Source organism: Polaromonas sp. UC242_47 (genome assembly GCF_044452385.1).
Lineage (GTDB): Bacteria > Pseudomonadota > Gammaproteobacteria > Burkholderiales > Burkholderiaceae_C > Polaromonas.
Map to the genome: position 1 here is coordinate 2,473,473 of NZ_JBIOAO010000001.1, position 20,896 is coordinate 2,494,368.

General features: G+C 58.2%; 17 protein-coding genes. 6 read left to right on the plus strand and 11 right to left on the minus strand.

The genetic code is table 11. The features are described 5' to 3' along the window. Positions 1–64 precede the first annotated feature (64 nt). Both ACHMXK_RS12060 and ACHMXK_RS12065 read left to right on the plus strand, forming a co-directional pair. Positions 65–1,204 (plus strand): hypothetical protein, encoded by a 1,140-nt coding sequence (locus ACHMXK_RS12060; RefSeq protein ID WP_397440629.1) that lies wholly within the window; start codon positions 65–67, stop codon positions 1,202–1,204. 49 nt (positions 1,205–1,253) lie between these two features. Further along, positions 1,254–1,982, plus strand: a complete 729-nt coding sequence (locus ACHMXK_RS12065) for a class I SAM-dependent methyltransferase (protein WP_397440631.1) — start codon at positions 1,254–1,256, stop codon at positions 1,980–1,982. Positions 1,983–2,042: 60 nt separating this feature from the next. On the opposite strand, the gene ACHMXK_RS12070 is transcribed toward ACHMXK_RS12065, so the two are convergent. After that, a complete protein-coding gene (locus tag ACHMXK_RS12070; protein ID WP_397440633.1) occupies positions 2,043–2,756 on the minus strand; it encodes a GNAT family N-acetyltransferase in 714 nt (237 codons plus the stop codon). Between the two features lie 76 nt (positions 2,757–2,832). Beyond that, positions 2,833–3,867: a GNAT family N-acetyltransferase gene (locus tag ACHMXK_RS12075; protein ID WP_397440635.1), complete on the minus strand. Its 1,035-nt coding sequence runs from the start codon at positions 3,865–3,867 to the stop codon at positions 2,833–2,835. 146 nt (positions 3,868–4,013) lie between these two features. Between ACHMXK_RS12075 and ACHMXK_RS12080 the strand changes: the two genes are divergently transcribed. The 4 genes from ACHMXK_RS12080 (at position 4,014) to ACHMXK_RS12095 (ending at position 8,869) form a co-directional block, all read left to right on the plus strand. Beyond that, a complete protein-coding gene (locus tag ACHMXK_RS12080; RefSeq protein ID WP_397440638.1) occupies positions 4,014–4,490 on the plus strand; it encodes a hypothetical protein in 477 nt (158 codons plus the stop codon). Positions 4,491–4,663: 173 nt separating this feature from the next. Then, positions 4,664–6,229, plus strand: a complete 1,566-nt coding sequence (locus tag ACHMXK_RS12085; protein ID WP_397440640.1) for an asparagine synthetase B family protein — start codon at positions 4,664–4,666, stop codon at positions 6,227–6,229. 95 nt (positions 6,230–6,324) lie between these two features. Next, the gene (locus ACHMXK_RS12090; RefSeq protein WP_397440642.1) at positions 6,325–7,827 is read left to right on the plus strand and encodes an MBOAT family O-acyltransferase; all 1,503 of its coding nucleotides are present in this window, start codon (positions 6,325–6,327) and stop codon (positions 7,825–7,827) included. A gap of 1 nt (position 7,828) precedes the next feature. Further along, positions 7,829–8,869, plus strand: coding sequence for a hypothetical protein (locus ACHMXK_RS12095; protein WP_397440644.1), 1,041 nt, complete (start codon positions 7,829–7,831; stop codon positions 8,867–8,869). 139 nt (positions 8,870–9,008) lie between these two features. Here the strand turns inward: ACHMXK_RS12095 and ACHMXK_RS12100 are convergent, their stop codons facing one another. The 9 genes from ACHMXK_RS12100 to ACHMXK_RS12140 are packed head-to-tail and all read right to left on the minus strand — an operon-like array spanning position 9,009 to position 20,883. Next, the gene (locus ACHMXK_RS12100; RefSeq protein WP_397440646.1) at positions 9,009–9,953 is read right to left on the minus strand and encodes a polysaccharide deacetylase family protein; all 945 of its coding nucleotides are present in this window, start codon (positions 9,951–9,953) and stop codon (positions 9,009–9,011) included. Between the two features lie 3 nt (positions 9,954–9,956). Next, positions 9,957–11,261 carry a putative O-glycosylation ligase, exosortase A system-associated gene (locus ACHMXK_RS12105; protein WP_397440648.1) on the minus strand — a complete coding sequence of 435 codons (1,305 nt, stop codon included), beginning with the start codon at positions 11,259–11,261 and terminating at the stop codon, positions 9,957–9,959. Then, on the minus strand, positions 11,254–12,597 hold the full coding sequence (locus ACHMXK_RS12110; protein ID WP_397440650.1) for a phenylacetate--CoA ligase family protein: 1,344 nt from the start codon (positions 12,595–12,597) through the stop codon (positions 11,254–11,256). The genes ACHMXK_RS12105 and ACHMXK_RS12110 overlap by 8 nt, the downstream gene beginning before the upstream one ends. A 14-nt stretch (positions 12,598–12,611) precedes the next feature. After that, the gene (locus tag ACHMXK_RS12115) at positions 12,612–13,706 is read right to left on the minus strand and encodes a glycosyltransferase family 4 protein (protein ID WP_397440652.1); all 1,095 of its coding nucleotides are present in this window, start codon (positions 13,704–13,706) and stop codon (positions 12,612–12,614) included. Then, on the minus strand, positions 13,703–14,905 hold the full coding sequence (locus tag ACHMXK_RS12120; RefSeq protein ID WP_397442507.1) for a TIGR04063 family PEP-CTERM/XrtA system glycosyltransferase: 1,203 nt from the start codon (positions 14,903–14,905) through the stop codon (positions 13,703–13,705). Before ACHMXK_RS12120 ends, ACHMXK_RS12115 begins: the two co-directional genes overlap by 4 nt. Positions 14,906–14,907: 2 nt before the next feature. Beyond that, positions 14,908–16,848: an XrtA/PEP-CTERM system amidotransferase gene (locus tag ACHMXK_RS12125; RefSeq protein WP_397440654.1), complete on the minus strand. Its 1,941-nt coding sequence runs from the start codon at positions 16,846–16,848 to the stop codon at positions 14,908–14,910. A gap of 7 nt (positions 16,849–16,855) precedes the next feature. Next, complete coding sequence (locus ACHMXK_RS12130) at positions 16,856–17,989, minus strand: TIGR03088 family PEP-CTERM/XrtA system glycosyltransferase (RefSeq protein ID WP_397440656.1); 1,134 nt, start codon at positions 17,987–17,989, stop codon at positions 16,856–16,858. After that, entirely contained in the window at positions 17,989–19,581 is a 1,593-nt protein-coding gene (locus ACHMXK_RS12135) for a polysaccharide deacetylase family protein (RefSeq protein WP_397440658.1), read from the minus strand. Before ACHMXK_RS12135 ends, ACHMXK_RS12130 begins: the two co-directional genes overlap by 1 nt. Positions 19,582–19,602: 21 nt before the next feature. Further along, the gene (locus ACHMXK_RS12140; protein ID WP_397440660.1) at positions 19,603–20,883 is read right to left on the minus strand and encodes a nucleotide sugar dehydrogenase; all 1,281 of its coding nucleotides are present in this window, start codon (positions 20,881–20,883) and stop codon (positions 19,603–19,605) included. Positions 20,884–20,896: the final 13 nt, after the last annotated feature.

The following is a 20,896-nucleotide window of genomic DNA, read 5'->3' on the forward strand; positions in this document are numbered from 1 at the left end:
CGCACGGCCGGTTGGATTTTTGGACCAAACATCGCTATCCGTCGTCACAGGAGTCGTTTGTGTCGTGCAACTCAATGGGTCCGAGATGTTCGCTTTAAAAGGCATGCTCAAGCGTACCGCACGGCTTGGCCTTCGTTCGCTGCCCCCTCGCCTTCGTCTATTTGCTGACGTTGCGATGGGGGGGCTATCCGACATCTATGCGAACTGGCACTTGCCGGCCCATCTAGTACGTGGCCGATTGCTAGAAGCCAAAAGCGAAGGTTCGCTTATCTACTTTGGACAGTTACCCCAATACAAGTCCTGGATAGCGAATTTCTTTTTCGACAGCATGGCGCCGGAGTCGATTGGCCAATTTTCACTGCTCAATATTGCGCGACGACAAGGACTTCTCTCCGACTGCGATGTGCTGGTCTGCCCAACTACCCCCTTAAGCCTACTGCTCTTTAAAACACGAGGATGGCTCGTCGTTCCAAAGTATGTCGAATGCGTGATCGATCTGCGCACTCCCCTTGATCAACTAATCCGCAGACATGCCGCAAAAGATGATTTGAGAATTATCCGGAAAAAAAATTATCGCTTCGAGGTGTTGCACGATGATGCGGCATTCAATGAGTTCTATCATGAGATGCTGGTACCAACGACAAGGATACGACACGAAGAGCGCGCCAATATTTCAACGCTGGAAGCGCTGCGAACAGTCTTCCATCAAGGCTACCTGCTTGCAGCCTACCAAGGCTCCGAATGGGTGGGGGCCAACCTGATTGTGCCGCAAGCCAACAACAGGCTTAATTGGACAAATATCGGCTGGCGCGATGGAAGTGAGCAAATGATGAAAGACCGCCTAGTTTCCGCTCTTCTGTACGAAATGATTCAGCGCGGACAGAACCAAGGATTTACGACCTTGAATTTAGGAAGTTGCAGCCCATTCGTGAATGATGGTCCACTGAACTACAAACTGAAATGGGGCGCGCAAATGGCCGCGCCACAATTGAGTTACGAGTGTGGCCAGTTACAAGGCCTTAATGCCTATTTTGCTGCCCACTTCAACCTTGCATCTGACAGGACCAGGTCAATGTTAAAGCACGCCCCTATTTTGGACACGCACGATGGTCATCTTCGCGCGGTCGGCTGGAGCTCAATACTTAGGCCGGATTTCAAACACCAGGTTGACGGCGGATTGCCCTGGACTGACCTCTCCAGCTAACACTTCACCACCAAAGCTCGAATTGGAATGCGACGGGTATTTCAAAGACATGAACTCCATTCAGCGACTCATTTCAGCCATTCAGCGCAAAGGCCTGATGCCTGCACTTCAAGCTTTTCTCAATCACCTGCAGGGCAAATACAGGGAGTTTGAAATCCGCAGGTGGTATCACATGGCGGACATTTCAAACAAGCGATTTGACATGCAGCACGGTGTCGAAACCCACACAATGGTCGAAGTCGCCGACCTGAATGTTGACGCCTCCGAGACATCCGAGAGCAATCGTTTCCAATCCATCCACGAGGGTTTGTTTGAGAAAGCTTTTCGCCACTTGCAAATAGATCATTCGGAATTTTTTTTCGTCGATTTTGGTTCCGGCAAAGGAAAGGCACTTCTGCTCGCAAGCCGATATCCATTCAAGAGAATTGTCGGAGTTGAGTTCTCCGCCGAACTCTGTCAGACATGCAGACGCAATCTTGACCTCTTTACATCACCGGATCAAAAATCCAAGGCATTTGAAGTCTCCCATGTCAACGCAGGCCACTACGAACCCCTTTTGGAGCCTAGCGTTTTCTTTTTCTACAATCCATTTCGGGGAGCGCTCATGCAAAATGTTTTAGAACATATCGCCTCATCCCTTCGAGTACACCCTCGTCCAGCATGGATCATTTATTGCAACCCTGACTGCGCATCGTTGGTTGATTCTCTGGAAATGTTTGAGCCCGTGGCGTCAGGCAAAAGATTCCGGATTTGGCGAGCCCGGGCTCCCGCTTCTTAAGCAATGACGGCAACGTGAGCAAGTGGCACCTTATGTTGGAAAGGCCCCGAAAAAATTCGATCAATACACTTGCTGCCGATAGCAACCCCGCCATCTTGTCATGGCTGGACTGCGCAAATGCAATACCCGACCATAGCTCTTCAGGCCGGCTTTCAGGATTCCATGGCGTGAGGCGTCATTACTCGGCTCGATGTTCATAAAAACACGCTCAAATCCACGTGACAGTAGCAGCGCTACGATTATTCGAACAGCATGCGGATAAAGCCCCTTTCCCCGATACGCGTCCGCCGTAAAGCAGTTGACGATTTCCGCGTCACCCATGCCAAGCCGGAATCGCTCATACGGCTCGCGCTCATATTCTTTGGCCGTGTAGGCCCAGCTAATGTGACCCAATTCACCATCAACAAATACGCCGAAAGCTGAGTTGATTCCACGTTGCTCGTAGTAGAGCCTGGCCTGTTCACCAAACCGATCGGTTCGATGGTGCATTTTTGCAAAATCATCGCTAGTCAAAGGTCGAAATTCGAGATCAGGTCGATCTTCCGGCGAGTGAATCATTTCATGGGTGCAAACAAAAACGTCCAACCTGTCCAGGGTAATCAGCTTACGCGTGGTCGCGACTGTGCGCTCAGTCACAGACCTCAGAACTGCGCCCAGGCGCTGAAGAAACACGCGCCATGCAGCAGACATTTTTTTCGCGAACGTCATCTCACCTTGCCCTCGATTTTTGCCGTGTCGGCAAAGGTCGCCTGATTTGTCCAGTATCGAAATCATTTCGGCAAGTCCGCCGCCTGTCGGGACAATGCACGACGCCCGCTCGATTGCCCACCGGAATATTCACCGAAAACCCCTAAACCGGCGACGTCGATCGATCACGGAGACTCCGATGAACGTCGCGCAATCCGGTCTCGATCGTCGTCAAAACAGGGCGAAATACCTTCCGCCCACTAATGCACGATCGCTCGGTGGCGCCGAACGAGGTCTTGAATTGATAAAGACCATGCTCAAGCGAGCCTGGCTGCGCTGATGACGCAGGCATTCCACCAAGATTGAACTCACGAACACCATGTTCGTATTCCGCCTGGATTGCAAACCAGAGCAAGCCCTTCGGGGCGTTAAGCGCCAAACCTTCAGGGGTAGCTCCACCGTAAATATAGTAGGCATTGGCACCGCACCGCCCTATCACGACGGAAGCTATCGGCATGCCATCCTTCTCCGCCAGATAAACAAAGGCACGCCCACTCTTTACAAGTATCTCCCAGAGCGTATCGTAGGCAACCTGAGGGGTTGAAGTCCCCTGCTTGCCCTGGGCGCGATGTCTTAACGCTGTGTCCTTGTCGATGCCATACAGTGCAGATACAACGCCGTGATCTGATCTGGCATGGCACACAACCCCCGATCGTTCGAAACGCCGGATGTCATTGCGCAAGGTCGGGCGAGTGCCGCGCCAGGCCGTATCGATGCCTTGATCGAGAGACAGCGCGAATTCGTAGCGTCCTGACTCCACATATCCCAGGGGTGCCAGGTGGATTGGCCACTCACCGTCATAGGCAAATGAGTTGAGCTGAAACTCCTTGACCCCTCGTCTGCGCAAAACCAGTTCAAGGTCGGCAAGCACGTCTTCACGGTCACGCGCCAACGGAATGCAATCGGTTGATGCCGAAGGCCAGCGAGACAAGGGCCATTTGCTTGAAACTGAAAGATAAACGATGGCGGCGAGTGAGTCATCGCCCAGACCATCCTCCAAAAACAGGGGGTGCAACTTGTTCGTGGCGCAGACGAATGAGGCCCATTCGGTTGTCAGTTGCATTGGGCCCTGCATTGACAAAATTCGCTGATTCCAGCGATTTTCATCAACAGTTTCAGATATCACTATTTTTTCCACAAGCCATTCCGCCCATGAAGTATTGCTGCAGTTTGATTGCGCCCATCTGAACATGAAATCGCCAGTTATTCAACACAACCGGCAACGATACACACCGTGCCTCTCAACGGTTTTTCAAATGCTTCGTGGAAATCATAATGGAATCAATGAGAAACCGAAAACTTTACAAACTGCACCTGATTGATGGCGCGGTCAGCCGCGGCGACTGGTATGCCCCCCGCTTGTTGGAGTTTTCCATGGCGATGGCCTCACAGGGCGGCATGGCCAACCTGGCCGATGTGGCATTGACCGGTGCCGACGGGCGCCAGCTGCTTGCCAATGGCGATTTTTCGGCGGGCCTGGCGCACTGGTTTTTCAGCAGCGACCGCCACCACATGCACTGGCATATCAAGAGCCTCTTCATGAACGTGCTGTTTGATCAGGGCCTGCTGGGCGCCGCGCTCTGGGGTCTGCTGCTTGCGGGCGCCTTGTGGCGCACCAGCCTGGGCGGCTTTGCCGTGGTCGGACTATTTGACAGCCTGGTTGATGTGCCCCGCGTGGCCTGGCTTTTTTACCTGCTGGTACTGGTGGCCTGGACGCTGCCGCGTGAGCCGCTGGCACCTTACACACTACAAAAACAATAGCTGACATAGACCGTATGGCAGGGGTTGGAGCCACTATTTATGTAAATTTCGGCATTTATGCGGGAAATGTGGTGGGGTGGACGAGCGAGCGTTTCCACGCATAATCCACTGACAGCAATGACAGTGCCCGTGCCGCGCAAGGCAGCTTCTCTGCCGGACTAGGACAAAGACTCATGAGCGATGATGTTGGCGACCTGATGCCCTTGACCGATCTGGCCCCTGGCATGGGCTTGCGTTTGACCGATGCCCCTGACGCCCTGGAGGTGGACCGGTTCGGCATCCACTCCCTGTGCTACCGCGTGGACGGCGGTCAGCTGCGTTTTGCGGCGCGTGCCGATGAACTGGCCGATGCCAACACCGGCATCGACCCGCAGGCAATTTTTGACTACCTGTACTTTCACGCCATCCCGTCGCCGCGCACCATCTACAAGGGCATTTACCGCCTGCCGCCCGGGCACAGTGCAGCGATGGCAAACGGCAAGCTGACGGTGACGCCGTACTGGCAGCCCCGCTTCGAGGAACAGCGTCAGCCCTCGTTTTCCGCCTTGAAAGATGAGTTCCGGCAACTGCTGCAGCAAGCCGTGGCGACCCAGCTCGACGGCAGCAAGCCGGCCTGTTTCCTGAGCGGCGGCACCGACAGCTCGACCGTGGCCGGCATGATCGGCCTGGCCAGCGGCAAGGCGGCGGCCTCGTACTCGATTGGCTTTCACGCGCAGGGCTACGACGAAATTGAATACGCGCGCCTGGCGGCCAGACACTTCAAGACAGAGCATCACGAGTACTACGTCACGCCCGAGGACCTGGTGCGCAGCGTACCGGCCGTGGCCGCGCATTTCGATCAGCCTTTTGGCAACTCGTCGGCCCTGCCCTCTTACTACTGCGCCAGAATGGCGCGCGAAGATGGCGTCAGCAAGATACTGGCTGGCGACGGCGGCGATGAGCTGTTTGGCGGCAACAGCCGCTACGCCAAGCAGCGGGTGTTTGGCTGGTATGGGCATGTGCCGGGCCTGCTACAAAAAGGGCTGATGGAGCCGCTGCTGGGCGGGCGCGCAGCGCAGGCACTGGCGCTGACGCGCAAGGCGGGCAGCTATGTCGAGCAGGCCCGCGTGCCCATGCCCGACCGCATGCAGATGTACAACCTGATCATCCGTCTGGGCGCCAGCGAAGTGCTCACGCCGCAGCTGATGGCGCAAATTGACACGACCGCGCCGCTGGCCTTACAGCGCAGTGTCTGGCAGGCGCCGCAGCAGGCCAGCGCCCTGAACCGGGAGTTGGCCTACGACTGGCGCTTTACCCTGGCCGAGAGCGATTTGCCCAAAGTGCTGGGCGCCACCGGCTGCGCGGGGCTGGCCGTGGGCTTTCCGATGCTGGACCAGCGGCTGCTGGACTTTTCGCTCAAGCTGCCCACCGACTACAAGCTCAAGGGTCTGAAACTGCGCTGGTTCTTCAAGGAAGCGCTGCGCGGCTTCCTGCCCGACCAGACCATCGCCAAAAAGAAACAGGGCTTTGGCCTGCCTTTTGGCGTGTGGGCCAACACGCATCCGACCTTGAAGGCCCTGGCCGCCGACTCGCTGCACAGCCTGGCTCAGCGCGGCGTGGTACGCGCTGATTTTGTGCAAACCCTGCTGACGCAGCGACTGCCAGAGCACCCTGCCTACTTTGGCGAGATGGTGTGGATTCTGATGATGCTGGAGCAGTGGCTGGCGGCCAAGGCGCCGGGGTTCAGCGTGCCCGCTTGAAGCCTGGATATGCTATCGAATAAGTAGCTTTCTGCACCTATGGATAAAGGGCTGGAGGCCTGTTTCATGCTTGAGTCTTAAAAAACCGACGCACCGTGCTGTTCACAAGCGCTGCCTTCATCTGCTTTTTTTTGCCGATCGTCCTGATCGGTTTTTTTGGCCTTGGGCGCGTCAGTCATCCGGCGGCGGCGCTCTGGTTATTTGTGGCGTCGGTGTTTTTCTATGGCTACTGGATGCCGGAGTTCACCCTGCTCTTGCTGGCCTCGATTAGCGGCAATTTTCTGGTTGGCAAAAAAATTTCATCGCTGGCCAATGCTGACGATGAGCGCAAGCGCAGGCAGGCCAAAGGGTGGATGGTGTTTGGTGTCGCCGCCAACCTCGCGCTGCTGGGCTACTTCAAGTACGCGAACTTTTTTCTGGATAACTTCAACGCGGCAACGGGGTCAAGCTGGAACATAGGCCGCGTGATTCTGCCCATAGGTATCTCCTTTTTCAGCTTCACGCAAATTGCGTTTCTGGCCGACGCCTGGCGCAAGGGCATACGGGAATACCGCTTTGTGCACTACGGCCTCTTTGTCTCGTACTTCCCGCACCTGATCGCCGGCCCGGTGCTGCACCATGCACAGATGATGCCGCAGTTCAGAGACGCGGCCACCTATCGCTTCAACAGCGGCAACTTCAGTGCGGGACTGGCCATCTTTGCCCTGGGGATGTTCAAGAAGGTGGTGCTGGCAGATGGCATCAGCCCCTACGCCGATGCCATCTTCAAGGCGGCCGACCAGGGCGTCTCGCCGGATTTCGCGGGCGCCTGGCTGGGCGCCATGGCCTACACCTTGCAGTTGTACTTCGATTTTTCAGGGTACTCGGACATGGCCATCGGGCTGTCGTGGATGTTGAATGTGCGCCTGCCCTTCAACTTCAATTCACCCTATCGGGCGACGAATATCAGTGACTTCTGGCGCCGCTGGCATATGTCGCTGTCCCAGTTTTTGCGCGACTATCTCTACATCGGGCTGGGCGGCAAACGCAAGGGTCGTGCAAGGCGCTATGTGAACCTGATGGTCACGATGGTGTTGGGCGGCTTGTGGCACGGCGCCGGCTGGTCTTTTGTGGTTTGGGGCACGCTGCACGGCCTCTATCTGGGGGTCAATCACGCCTTCAGGGCGCTGTGCGGCCCGGGGCTGTGCGCGCGGCTCGATCGCAGCCGCCTGTTTGGCGCCTCGTCATGGCTGCTGACCATGCTGGCGGTCATCCTGGCCTGGGTCGTGTTTCGCGCAGAGACCCTGCAGGGCGCGGGCAGGATACTGCTGCGCATGATCCAACCTTCAGACACCGGGCAGGTGCACGCGCTCTTGTGGAATGCCGGCCTGAGTTTGTCCATGGGCGGTCTTTGGTGCGTCGTGCTGACGGCCATGGCCTGCCTGGTGCCCAATAGCAACGCCATCGGCGAATACCTGCTGCGCCGCTGCCGCTCCCACGAGGGAGCGACCCCGTACGCCCTCCTGATCGCGGGCGCAAGCAGCGCCGCGGTGGCGTTTTTGCTGCTGATGAACATCACCCGTGATTCGGTCAGCGCCTTTATCTACTTCAACTTCTGACATGTCAAAAAAGTTTTTCCTGTGGATGGCGGGTGTGGTTGGCTTCCTGCTGTTGCTGGAAATTTTTTTCCGGCTGCTGCCGGTCTCCACGTCGACAGAGACCGGTTATTACATCGACCCGCTGATTCTGAGCTACCCGCCCCACCATCGCTGGACCACGTCAACCGGGTGGGATTTGCGCAACGCGCAGCGGCTTGAATCCAACAACCTGGGTTACGTGGCCGGCCATGATTTTGCGTGGGACGACAAGGCGGTGGCCTTGATCGGTGACAGTTTTGTCGAGGCCTCCATGCTCGCCGCCCCGGATCGACCCGGCGCCCAGCTGGGACGTGCGCTGGACACACGCCCCGTGTTTGCCATGGGCAACCCCGGGACCGCCTTGCTCGACTATGCCGAACGCATCCGCTTTGCGCATACGCATTTTGGCGTGCGCGATTTCGTGGTGCTGATGGAGCGTGGCGATGTCAAGCAGTCCTTGTGCGGCTCCGGCAATATCAATGGGCCCTGCCTGGACGGGGCCAGCTTCGCGCCACGCCTTGAAAAACAGCCCCAGCCGGGGTCTTTGAAGCAGATTGGCAGGCACTCGGCGCTGGCCCAGTACCTGTTCAGCCAGCTCAAATTCAGCCCCCAGCGGCTCTGGAGCCAGGTGACTGGTCCGCGGCAAGCGATCGCCGCCGTATCACCCGCCCCGGTCGAAGGCGGGCTCACGGCGCCCCCTGCCCCCGCGCCTTTTGTGGACGCAGTTACTGCCACTTTCTTCCAACGCATCAAACCCTACGCGACGGGACGCCTGGTGATTGTGATTGACAGCAACCGGAGCGCGCTGTCACAAGGTCTGTCGATGCCCGACCCATCACGCACGCGCTTCATGACGCTGGCGCGCGCTGCGGGTGCCGTCGTCGTCGACACCGAGCCGCTCTTCAAGGCCCATTTCGCCCACTCGAACCTGAGCCTGGACGTTGGCCCTTACGACGGCCACTTCAACCCCCTGGGTGTGAAGCTGGTTACGGCCGCGGCGGCGAATGCCCTGCGTGAGCCTTAGGCAAAAGGCCGGCAGCCTGCGGCGAGCACGATGTCCGGCGGCCTCCACTCACTACTATTTATATAGCTACTCACGCCCATACAGCAAGGGCTAGAGGCCAATTTAATGCCTCATCCCAAAAAAAAACCCAGGCGCCTGATCATGCGCTGCTAAGGTTGGCCAGCATGCGGGCGCCGAAACGAAGGCGGGTCTTGTCCCAGGGGGTAAAACGCCGCAGTTCCAACGGCTCATCATTTTGACGCGAGGCACCCCACGCGGTGCTGAGCGCGGCATCAAAGTCGAGACTGCGCACCACCGCCACCGTTTGGGGTGAGTAGTCTTCACCCGGCTTGCCGTTGGGGTAGGCAAACAGCCCTACGCGCTCGCCGAGCAGCTGTTCGAGAAAGCACTTGCTGTCACTGATTTCCTGGCGAGCTTGGGCGTCGGTGAGCGAGGCCAGGATGGGGTGAGACACCGTGTGCGCGCCGATCTGCATACCGGCCTGGCGCATGGCCTTGAGCTGTGGCGAGTTCATCATCAGGTCCGGCGGCAGCGCCACCCGGGCCAGGCCAGCGATCTGTTCCGTCAGATTGACACGCTGGGCCTGCGCGCGGTATTTGATCTTATCAATCAGCAGCGCAATAGTTGCCTGCTTCTCGGCCAGAGTCGCTACCGGATACTGCCCCAGCCCAAGCGAGGAACAATCGAGCCACGCAGCGGTGCTGCCTCTTACCGTCTCAATCAGGGTGTCGTTCCACATGCGGCCACCGTCGAGAAAACCAGTGGCGATAAAAAACGTAGCCGCAAGCCCATGCTGCTGCAATATGGGCAGGGCCACCTGGAAGTTGTCCGCATAACCGTCGTCAAAAGTGATGCAGGCGGCCCGCGCCGGCAGCGTCCCCGCCTTCAGATGCATGACAGCCTGATCCAGCGGCAGCACGTTAAACCACAAGCGGATCCAGCTACACACCTCGGCAAACCGGCGCGCATGCATCTCGTCTGGAAACAACACATCAGGTTCAGGCAACACACGATGAAAGATCAGCACAGACAGGCGGGCTTTTGTGCCTGCGGGAGATGCCCACCCCAGGAGTTGCTTCAGCATGATTCAATCCGATTTCGCTGAAGTGGCCAGGCCAGGAACGGTCTTCCAGCCCGGCGCATAGACAGGCTCGGTTTGCCAGCCCTTTTTTTCAACCCAAACCCGCGTCAGGACCACCATGACCATGATGTCGTAAGGCAGGTCAAAATAGGCAAGGCTCAAAAACGCGCCACCCACCGCATAGGCGACTAGCGCCACCTGGCTCATGGCGCCAAGCTGGTTGCACCACAAGGCCTCTGGCACAGAAAATTTCTGCCGCCTCAGCCAGCCGGCCGAACGCCAGGTCGCTATGAATAGGCCCAGGAATAAAAACAGCCCACCGAAACCATGGTTGCCCAGTACCTGGAAATAAATGCTGTGAGCCGCGCGTGCCAAGTCGTGGTACGGCGAGTACAAGTCAAACAGCTCCTGGCGCGCCGAGTTGAAGCCTGCGCCAAACGGGTAATGGAAGGCGCTGTTCCAGGCACTCCACCATGCGCTGATGCGACCCATGGCGGACGCGTCCTGTTCGTAGGAACCAATGGTGGCCATGCGTGCGCCCCACGACTCGGGCATGAACACAACAAGTGGAATGACGAGCAGCAAAATGGCCACACTGATGCCCAGTTTGTTTTTACTGTGCCACCAAAAATAAAGTCCCATCACCCCCATTGCCAATAAGGCCCCGCGGGATTGGGACCCCAGAGCCGATGCGACACACAGGACCATCGCGGCCGTCATGCCATGACGCACCCATGATTTGCCGAGTTGAAGCTGCAGGAACCTGAGCAAGGGGATGGTCATCACCAGGGCAGCCGCAAATTCGTTGTTATCCTCAATGAATGAGCCGGGTGGGCCCCACACGTGGAAGTCACCGCCCGAGGCGAGCGTAAAAATCCCGCCCTTGATGCCCAACAGGGCCAGCGAGCCGGCGCAAACCCACATCAATGCGAATATGTGTTGCTTGCTATTGAGCACCGCCAGGGCCAGCAAAATCATGACGTCAATTTTCATGACCTTCTTCCATTGCGCGTAGTCCTCCACTGGGTCAATGCCTGCCCGCCAGGACAGCGTCATCCAGAGCATGAGCAACACCAGCCAGGTGACGGGGCTCGCCTTGAAGGGCGATTCACGCTCCTTTGACATGAGTACGCCCAGCAGGGTGGCGGCCACGGTGATCGCGGCCAAGGGCGCGTCATAGGCCAAGCCCCATGTGTAACGGTGCGGGTTCATGATGCTGAGCCAGGTCCATAACATGATGCCGATCCAGGGCCGACGCAGCGCAGCCAGGGCGCCCCATAAAACAATGGAGATGACGAGGACGTCACGCATGGCTGATGATGTACCTGAATTTGCCGGATTTCTCGGCAGGAATCTTGTCTACGAACTCGACATTCACTGACACGTCAGCGCCCAGGCGCTGCCTGAACCCGCTAATGATTTTCGCTGCGCCATCGGGCGCAAAACCTTGCTCTCTCACCAGCAACACCCGGGTAAGTTCCCGTGACTCCTGAACGACTTTGAATGCCTTCACACCAGGCAGGTCGCGCAGGATGTAGATGAGCGACAGCCCATGCATGACAGTGCCGTCTGCGGCCGTCACAAAATCGGTGCTGCGGCCCTGAATGTCTTGCAGCAACGGCAAACCACGGCCACAACTGCAGGGCGTGGCGCCCAGTATGCCGATGTCACCCGTGCGGTAACGGATGAAGGGAAAGTCGTTGGTGGACAGGTGGGTGACGACGATTTCTCCGGCCACTCCGGGGGGCTGCACTTGCCCGGCGTCGTTGACGATCTCCACCACGGCGTCGTCGGCCGTCAAGTGCATGCTGCCTGCGGGACATTCGTGCGCAATAAAACCTGCGTCGCGCCCACCATAACCATTCGCTACCCTGCAGCCAAACACCTGGCTGATCGTGTTGCGCTGCTCGTCGTACAGGCGCTCGGAGGTCACAAAGGCCACCTTGATGCCCAGGTCTGTCATGCGCACCCCCCGTTTTTCGGCATGCCGGGCAATATGGGTCAGGGCCGAAGGGTAGCCAAACAACATGCGGGGCTTAACGCGGCGAATTGTGGCAATGAACTGGTCGAGTTTGGTCTCGGACATCTCGAACGCCGGCAACAACTGGGTGCGCAGCAGTTTGTCGCGCCAGTGCTTGAAGTGATCCTGCTTGGCCAGTTCGATCGGTGAGCCCCAGACCACGATTTCGGGGTCGCCAATGTCCACCCCCCACCAGCGGGTGGCGCGCCACTTGGCGGCCACGTCATGGCTGACGCGTTTTTTTCCGATAAAAAAGACCAGGGGTTCACCGGACGAACCGCCGGTGTTGAAGCGCGACAAGCCCTGTGCTTGGACGTGCCTGAGCGCGTCGGTATTGGCGCGGATGACGGGTTTGGTGAGAAACGGCAGGCGCTGAAGGTCCGCGGTGCTTCCAATACTGGCGGCATCAAACCCAAGCCGTGCGAACAGGTCACGGTAATACGGCACATGGGTGGCCGCGTCTTGCAGGAGATCACGCAGCCGCTGCAGCTGGAATGCCGCGAGGCGATCAGCGGGCCACCACTGGACCTCTTCCATCTGGCGCCGCAAAGCCACCGTGTTGTGGCGCTTGAAGCGCTCATGCACAGGAAACAATAACCTGGAGACTAACGACGTGTACAAAGCCATGTCAGATCCCTTGGTCAGCGCGTTGGCGCGATGGCTTGCCTGTAAACCTTAGCGAGCACGGGCTGGACGAAAAACCAAGTGTAGCGTTCTGCCTCTTGCAGTCCAGCCTGTGCGCGTTGCTGCCAGAGCGCCTCGTCCGACAGCAGGGCCACGGCTGCCTCTGCCATGGCAGCCGGGTCCGCAGGTGGCACCAGGGTCGCGGTCACCCCGTGCTGCGCCAAGTGGGGAATGCCGCCTACATTGGTGCTGACCACGGGCACACCGCTGGCCCAGGCTTCCAGCACGGAGTTGGGCATGTTGTCGGCCAGGCTTGGGTTGAGCATGAGGTCAGCCGTGCGGTAGAGCATGGCCATCGCATCGCGCTCAAGACGGCCGGTGAACTGCACGGCATCCGTCAGCCCCATCTCCTGAACAGACTGGCGCAGGCCTTGTTCATCGGGGCCGCTACCGGCAATGGTCAGGCGGGCTTGCGGAAAGCTTGCTTTTACCATCTGAAATGCCCGAATGGCGGTCAGATTGTCATACAGTGGCTCCAGGTTTCGAGCTACCAGTAAATGAGCCGTACCCGTGCGAACCGGCTCACGGGAACGAAAACGGCTGAGGTCGATGATGTTGGGAACAATGCCGGCAGACATGCCAGACCGGGCGAAGACTCCCTGCAAAAAACCCGAAGGCACCACCAGGGCGCTGGTCTGGCGCATGGTAAAGCGAACCAAGGCCCCGGCGCGCTGCAGAAACTCGGCCGCCTCGCCACCCCGGTAGTTCACCACCGCAGCGATGCCGCGACTGCGCGCTGCCCAGACGGCAGGGGCGGCAAACAAATGCCACGACCAGCCGGAGTTGGCCATGATGTGAAAGATATCCACCTGCCCCGCCGTGCGGCAAAGCGTCGCCAGATAAGGCATAAGTCTGAACACCGCACGCAGCACAGGCACGCGGGCCACCCAGTGTGGCCAGTACGGGGCATTAACCTGCACAGTGATGACGGTGGCACCGGCTGCAGTCAACAACTCGGCCAATTGCCGGGTCTGGTTGGCCATGCCCCCTGAGGGTGGCGGTAACGGACCGATCAGGCCGATGCGCAGTCCGGAAAGGCCGGGCAATATCATGGTATTTCCGCCAGCGAAGCATAGACCCGGGCATAGTTGGACACACTGGCAGTCCAGTTGCGTTCGTCCTCCACAAATTGACGCCCTGCTTCGCGCATGGCTGGCCAGGACGCTTGATCCGCTAAAAGACTGACTACGGCTTGCGTCAGCGCCCCAGTACTGCCGGCCTTGAACAGCATGCCGGTCTCGCCATGACGAATCAACTCCTTGTGGCCACCGACGTCAGAGGCGACCAGTAAACGGCCCTGGGCCATGGCCTCCAGCGGCTTGAGCGGGGTGACCAGTTCGGTCAGACGCATGGAGCGACGCGGGTAGGCCAGCACGTCCACCAGGTCGTAATAACGCTGCACGTCGGCATGCGGCACGCGGCCGGTAAAGACAACCGTGTCGGCCACACCCAGGCGCTGCGCCTGGGCCTTGAGGGCCTCGTCTTGCGGACCACCGCCTACCAGAAGCACGCGCACCTCCGGCCGCTGGCGCAGGATGCCGGGTAAGGCGTCCAGCAGCAGGTCCAGCCCCTCGTAGGCATAAAACGAGCCGATGAACCCAATCACACTGGCGCCATCCAGGCCGAGCCGGGTTTTAAGCGCGGCATCGGGCTGGCCGCCGGGCTCAAACGAATCGATGTCAACCGCATTGGGGATGACGGTGACTCTGGCGGCGTGGATACCTCGGGCCACGATGTCGCTGCGCAGACCTTCGCAAATAGTGAACACATGCTGGACGCGCTTGAGCGTCCGGGTTTCAAGCCAGCGGGTCAGGTCATAACGCAGGCTGCCCTCGGAGGTGGTGCCGTGATCAACCGCGGCATCCTCCCAAAAAGCGCGCACTTCATACACCACCGGAATGCCCAGGCGCTTACCCACGCGCAGCGCAGGCAAAGCGTTCAGCACCGGGGAATGGGCGTGAATGATGTCAGGCCGTAGCTGCCTGGCCACCTGCAGCAGACGGTGCTCCAGCTGGCGCATGAGGGCAAACTCACCGACGCCGGGCAGCGGGCTGACGGGCGCAACCGGGGTACGGTAGAAATGCCAGCCGTCGACATTCTCCTCCTGCTCCTTGCAATTGATTTGCTTGGAGCTGGTGAGGTGATGGGTGTCCCAGCCGAGCTTGCGCTGCTCGCGCAAAATTGAAAGCGTGCGAAAGGTGTAGCCGCTGTGCAGCGGGATGGAGTGGTCCAGCACATGGAGAATGCGCAGACTCATGGGACGGCCTCCGCGACTTCAGCGGCATCAACCTCCGCCACGGGAGTATCGACCACCTGGCGCAAAAAGGCTTCAAACATCAGCAGTGTCCACAACGGCGCGCTATGGTCGCTGGCACCGGACTGATGGGCGTCGACCAGATGCCGCAAATAAGCGGGATTGAACCATCCGGTGGAAACCAACCGCTCGCCCAGCACCGCGTCGCGCACGCGCTGTTTCAGGGGGCCACGAAACCAACGCGCGAGCGGCACAGCAAATCCCATTTTGGGCCGGTACAGCACGTCGTTAGGCAGGTAGGGCTCCATCGACTTTTTGAAGATGTGCTTGCCCTCCTGACCATTGATCTTGTGGCTGGATGGCAGGGTGGCGAGCCATTCGACTAGTTCATGGTCCATCAGCGGTTCACGCACTTCGAGGGAATGCGCCATGCTGGCGCGGTCCACCTTGGTGTTGATGTCGCCGACCAGGTAGGTTTTAAGGTCCAGGTACTGAATGAGGGCCAGCGGGTCCTCGGTGCCGGCCCGGGCAGCGTGGCGGTTGAACACCTCCTGCGCGTTGTAGCCAGCGAGTTCGGTTTTGAAACTTTGGCTGAACAGAGCTTCACGCATGGGGCCGCGCAGGATGGACACGGTGTGAAAGTAGGCCTCAACCGAACTGCGGGCCAGCCCCTCAAACGTGGTCTTGGCGCGAAACATGCGCGGCGCCCAGTCGGCCTTGGGGTAGAGCTTGCCCAGCGCTCCGAACAGCGAGCCACGCATCCCCTGGGGCAGCGCGGAGCGCATGCGATCTTCCATCAGGTGCATGCGATAACGCCGGTAGCCACCCATGGCCTCGTCGCCACCATCGCCCGACAGGGCTACGGTGACATGTTTACGCGCCAACTGGCAGACCCGGTAGGTGGGGATGGCGGAACTGTCCGCATAGGGCTCATCGTACAGGCGGGCTAGCGTGTCAATAAGGTCGAAATCGTCACTCTTGACGACTTCAAGACGGTGGTTGGTGTGGTAACGGTCGGCCACCTTCTGGGCAAAAGCGGATTCATTGAAGGCCGGATCGTCAAAGCCGATGGAGCAGGTGTTGACAGGCTCGGACGACAAGCCGGCCATGACGGCAACCACCGCACTGCTGTCCACCCCCCCGGACAGAAAAGCGCCTAGCGGGACCTCGGCAATCATGCGCAAACGCACGGATTCCTTGAGACGCAGCACCAGTTCGGCCTGGGCATCGGTTGTTGAAATGGGGTTGTCCAGGCTGAACCTGACGTCCCAATAGGCCACGGGCTCAGCGAGGGGCTGGCCACGGCGAATGGTGAAACTGTGGGCGGGCGAGAGTTTTTGGGCCTGCTTGAAGATGGTGCGCGGCTCGGCGACGTACCCCAGCGCAAAGTATTCTTCTACAGCCAGCGGATCGATACCTCGTCGTAGACCGCCGTGTGCCAGGATGGACTTGAGCTCGGAGCCAAACAACAAGGTGCCATCGTCGAGCAGCGCGTAGTACATGGGCTTGACACCCATGCGGTCGCGCGCCATGAAAAAGGTTTGCTGGTTCCGGTCCCACAGCGCGAAGGCGAACATGCCGCGAAAACGCTTGACGCAGTTGGCCCCCCAGGACTCCCAAGCGTGGACGATCACCTCGGTGTCGCTCCTGGTGTGAAACACGTGGCCGAGTGCCTGCAACTCGGGAATGAGCTGCTGGTAGTTGTAGATTTCGCCGTTGAAGACGACAACCACCGAGCCGTCTTCATTGAACAGTGGCTGCTGCCCGGTGGCAATGTCGATGATGGACAGGCGCCGATGGCCTAGGCCCACGCCAGGCTCAATGTGCAGGCTGCCTTCGTCGGGACCGCGATGCAGCTGCGAATCATTCATGCGCTGGAGGACGGCGCGGCTGATTTCGCGACTAGAGCGGGTGTCAAAAATGCCAGTGATGCCGCACATGGATTTCCTATAGTTTCTGGTAGATGTCTTGGTATGCGGCCACCATGGCCTGCAGACTGAATTGCCGTAAGACGCGCCGGCGAGCGGCTGCACCGTGCGCAGCAGATCTGACCGGGTCCGCAACATAATTCTCTATCAGCTCGGCAAGCCTGCCGGCATCTCCAGGCAAGAAGGTATCGCCGACGACCCCGACATCAACCAGTTCAACATTGCCTCCCACCGCTGTAGCGATCACCGGAAGACCGGTTGCCATGGCCTCCAAAAGCGTGTTCGAAATGCCTTCATTCAGCGATGGCAAAACAAACAAGTCCATGGCTTGCAGCAAATCAGAGACGTCATTGCGCGCGCCCGCGAACCAAACAAGGTCCGCAATACCCAAGCCATCGGCCAAACTCTTGAGCTCGACGAGCAAGGGCCCGTCGCCAACCAAAGCCAGCCGAAGCCGCAGACGCCACTCAGGACGTCGAGCCAAAAGCAGGGCTATCGCTTGCAACAGTGTCGCATGATCCTTGATCGGCCGCACCCTGCCGACCGTGCCCAACACAAACAACTCCTCTCCGAGCATCACTGCAGGCAATAACTCATGGCGAGGTCGAGGCTGCGGTACAAAGCGCTCTGTATCCACGCCGTTGTAGACTTGCGTCACCCTGTTTGCGGCAATACCCAGTTCTTCGATGAGGAGGCCACGCAGATGCTCGGACACCGTCACATAGTGCTTGATCAGCGGCGCATGTAATCGGCGCAGCAGCGCTGGCTTCTTGGCCTTGCCGTTCAGGTTGTCAACATCGAAACCATGCTCACTGTGCAAGGTAGTGATACCAGCAAGCCATGCTGGCAGCAATGCATCCAAGCCGGATAGATTTCGACTATGGACGATTTCAGGACGCAGGTTCCGAAGTAACTTAAACAGCTGCCAACGAAGCCGCATGGACCCGATTTTTGAGCGATGCAATGCGTAAACTTCGACATCCGTGCATTGAATACGGTCTCGAAAGTCGGAAAAATCTTCTATACATACGACAGCGTGTTTAAAGCGGTCCTTGGGCAACTGGTTGATTAAGTTGACGACGCCGTTCTCCATGCCTCCGATCACCAAGTGATGGATGACATGCACAATGAAGATTCGAGGCTGGCCGCTCATCAGTATCCCAGACATTGGTAAAGAAAGCCTACGTCCGAAAACTCCCAATGTATGCCCCGACGCAACACGCGCCAACGATTCACCTCTCCGATGTTGCTTCCACCAAAGGCTGACAAGCAGCCGACATAGCCGGCATCTCGCACCAGCTCCAGCCGTTCCGCATTCATCTGGTGCCGCCCACCGTAGGGATACGCAAAGATAGGTCGCATAGGCCCCAACTCCCTCACAAGATCGGCTTGGGACTGCGCGAGCTCATCGCGTACCTTGGCTTCGTCTTCCGCAACACAATTGATATGGTTCACTGTGTGCGAGCCTATGGTGAAACCCCAAATGCGCATCTCACGTAACTGAGCCCAACTCAGCATCGGAATAGCGGGATTGCCCCGCTTTTGGTCATGTGGGAACGACCGATCCGAGTTAACAATCCCGGTGGAGACGAAGAACGCGGCCGGAACTGAAAAACGACGCAGAACTGGCGCAGCATTCAGATAGTTGTCCAAATAGCCGTCGTCAAATGTCACCGCCACCAAGGGCCGAGGACTGCGCCGGATCTCACCCAACTCCAACACTCGCTCTATAGGAAAAATGTCGCAGCGTTCGCTCAGCAAGCGCATTTGACGCTCGAATTGGGCGACGCCTACACTGAGATTGTCGCGCGCATCATCACAAACTCGATGGTAGAGCAAAACAGTCACACGCGGCTCCAGCAACCGCCACAGTAACACCCGATGAGTTGCGAGCGCCAAGCGCGCATAAGCATTCTTGAACACTCGCATCCAGCGGCGCGGTTGTGGCGGCGCCAATAAAGCCAATCTCGCGGCCAGTATCGACTGCTGCGCCAATGTGGGTTTGCGATAGGTCTTGCCCTGACCGGCAACCTGCGTTCTTGCCTCAGTCTGTCCCGCCAGAACCTTTTCAACCACCTCACAGACCAACGACGAACCTAACTCGTCGAGCCGCAACTGAAGTCCGCGCAGTGTCGAAAAACGCTCACGACCAACGTTGGATTCGGCCAGCACCGCACCCTCATCAAGTCGCTCGTCGACCCAATGAACACTGCAGCCAACCGAAGGCTGGTCTGTCCAGAGTTCCCAGAAAGCTGGGGGCATGCCACGAAAGTCCGGAAGCTTACCTTTATGAAGATTGACAGTACCAAGTCGCGGCAACTGAAACAGCGAGGATTTGAGGATTGGCGCTGCGAGGGAAAGACCTAAATCGGGAGAAAAATCACGCATCAATTTGAGACAGGCGTCGCCATGAATGTCATCCACTCGGACGATACGAACGTTCCCATGCGCCTGCAGGCGCTTGAAGGTATATTCGTTCCCGGGGCTATCTGGAGCCGATAGACTCGTTGAACGTGGGATAAACCGCGCCATCAACTCCCCAACTTGATACCAAATCCAGCGCCAGCCATGTTTCCTGAGATTACTGCGCTGACTCGCCAGCAATTTGGTTAATGACTTGCGCGGCACGTGAACAAACACAAGCCAAGAAAGCCCCTGAACACGGGCATCCAGATCAACGATATTTCGCCGTACGTTGTAGCTCAGGTCTCCAGTAAAGACGACCAATCGCGACTGGCATTCCATAGAGCAGCCGCCCTTCGTGACTCAGAGACGCCACACGCGGTAACCCGCGTCCCCAAAGGCCTTCGCATCGAAGACAGCCTTAACATCAATGAACGCCCCCCCTTTGACAAGTTTTCTTGCAAAATCATCCATGGTCAGCACAGAAAATTCTTTGTGAGCCACTGCGGCCACGATGGCATCGGCTCGCGGTAAGTCTTCCCAGGACAACAAGGGCACACCATATTCATGCACGGCTTCAACCGACTCGGCTTGCGGATCGGTCACAAAAACCTCAACGCCATAAGTCTTGAGTTCGTTGATGATGTCAATGACTTTGGAGTTTCGCAGGTCGCCACAGTTCTCCTTGAAGGTGAGTCCGAGCACGTTGACCTTGGCACCCTTGACGTAACTGCCACCGGCAATCATGTGCTTGATCGTCTGCTCGGCGATGAACTTGCCCATGCCGTCATTGATACGGCGTCCAGCAAGGATGACCTGCGGGTTATAGCCCAGCATCTCTGCCTTGTGGGTCAGATAGTAGGGGTCAACGCCAATGCAATGGCCGCCCACCAAGCCTGGCTTGAATTTGAGGAAATTCCATTTGGTGCCAGCCGCTTCGAGCACCTCGGTAGTGTCGATGCCGAGCTTGTCAAAGAGGATGGCCAGCTCATTCATGAGCGATATGTTCAAGTCGCGTTGCGTGTTCTCGATCACCTTGGCGGCCTCGGCGGCCTTGATGCTAGACGCACGATGCACGCCTGGCACGATGATGGTTTCATACAGCTTGGCCACCCTTTCCAGCGTCTCAGGGGTATCGCCTGAGACAATTTTCAGGATTTTGGTGAGTGTGTGCTCTGTGTCACCGGGGTTGATACGCTCGGGTGAATAACCGACGAAGAAATCCTGCTTCCACTTCAAGCCAGACTCACGCTCAAGCACGGGGATGCAAACCTCCTCCGTGGCACCAGGGTAAACCGTGGATTCATAGACCACGATGGTGCCTTTTTTCATGTGGCGACCGACGCTGGTGCTTGAGCCAATGAGGGGACGAAAATCTGGAATGTGGGCGCTATCGACCGGGGTGGGGACTGCCACGACAATGATGTCGGCTTCGGCCAGCAAGATGGGATCAGCCGTGTACACCGCCTCGGGCGAGGCGCTCATTTCTTCGTCTGACAATTCACGGGAGGGGTCAACGCCTTTGAGACATGACTCCACTTTGGACACGGCAATGTCAAATCCTATGGTGCGAAAGTGTTTGCCAAACTCCACCACCAGCGGCAGACCGACATAACCCAAACCGATCACAGCAACTACTGTCATGACAAAACCTCCA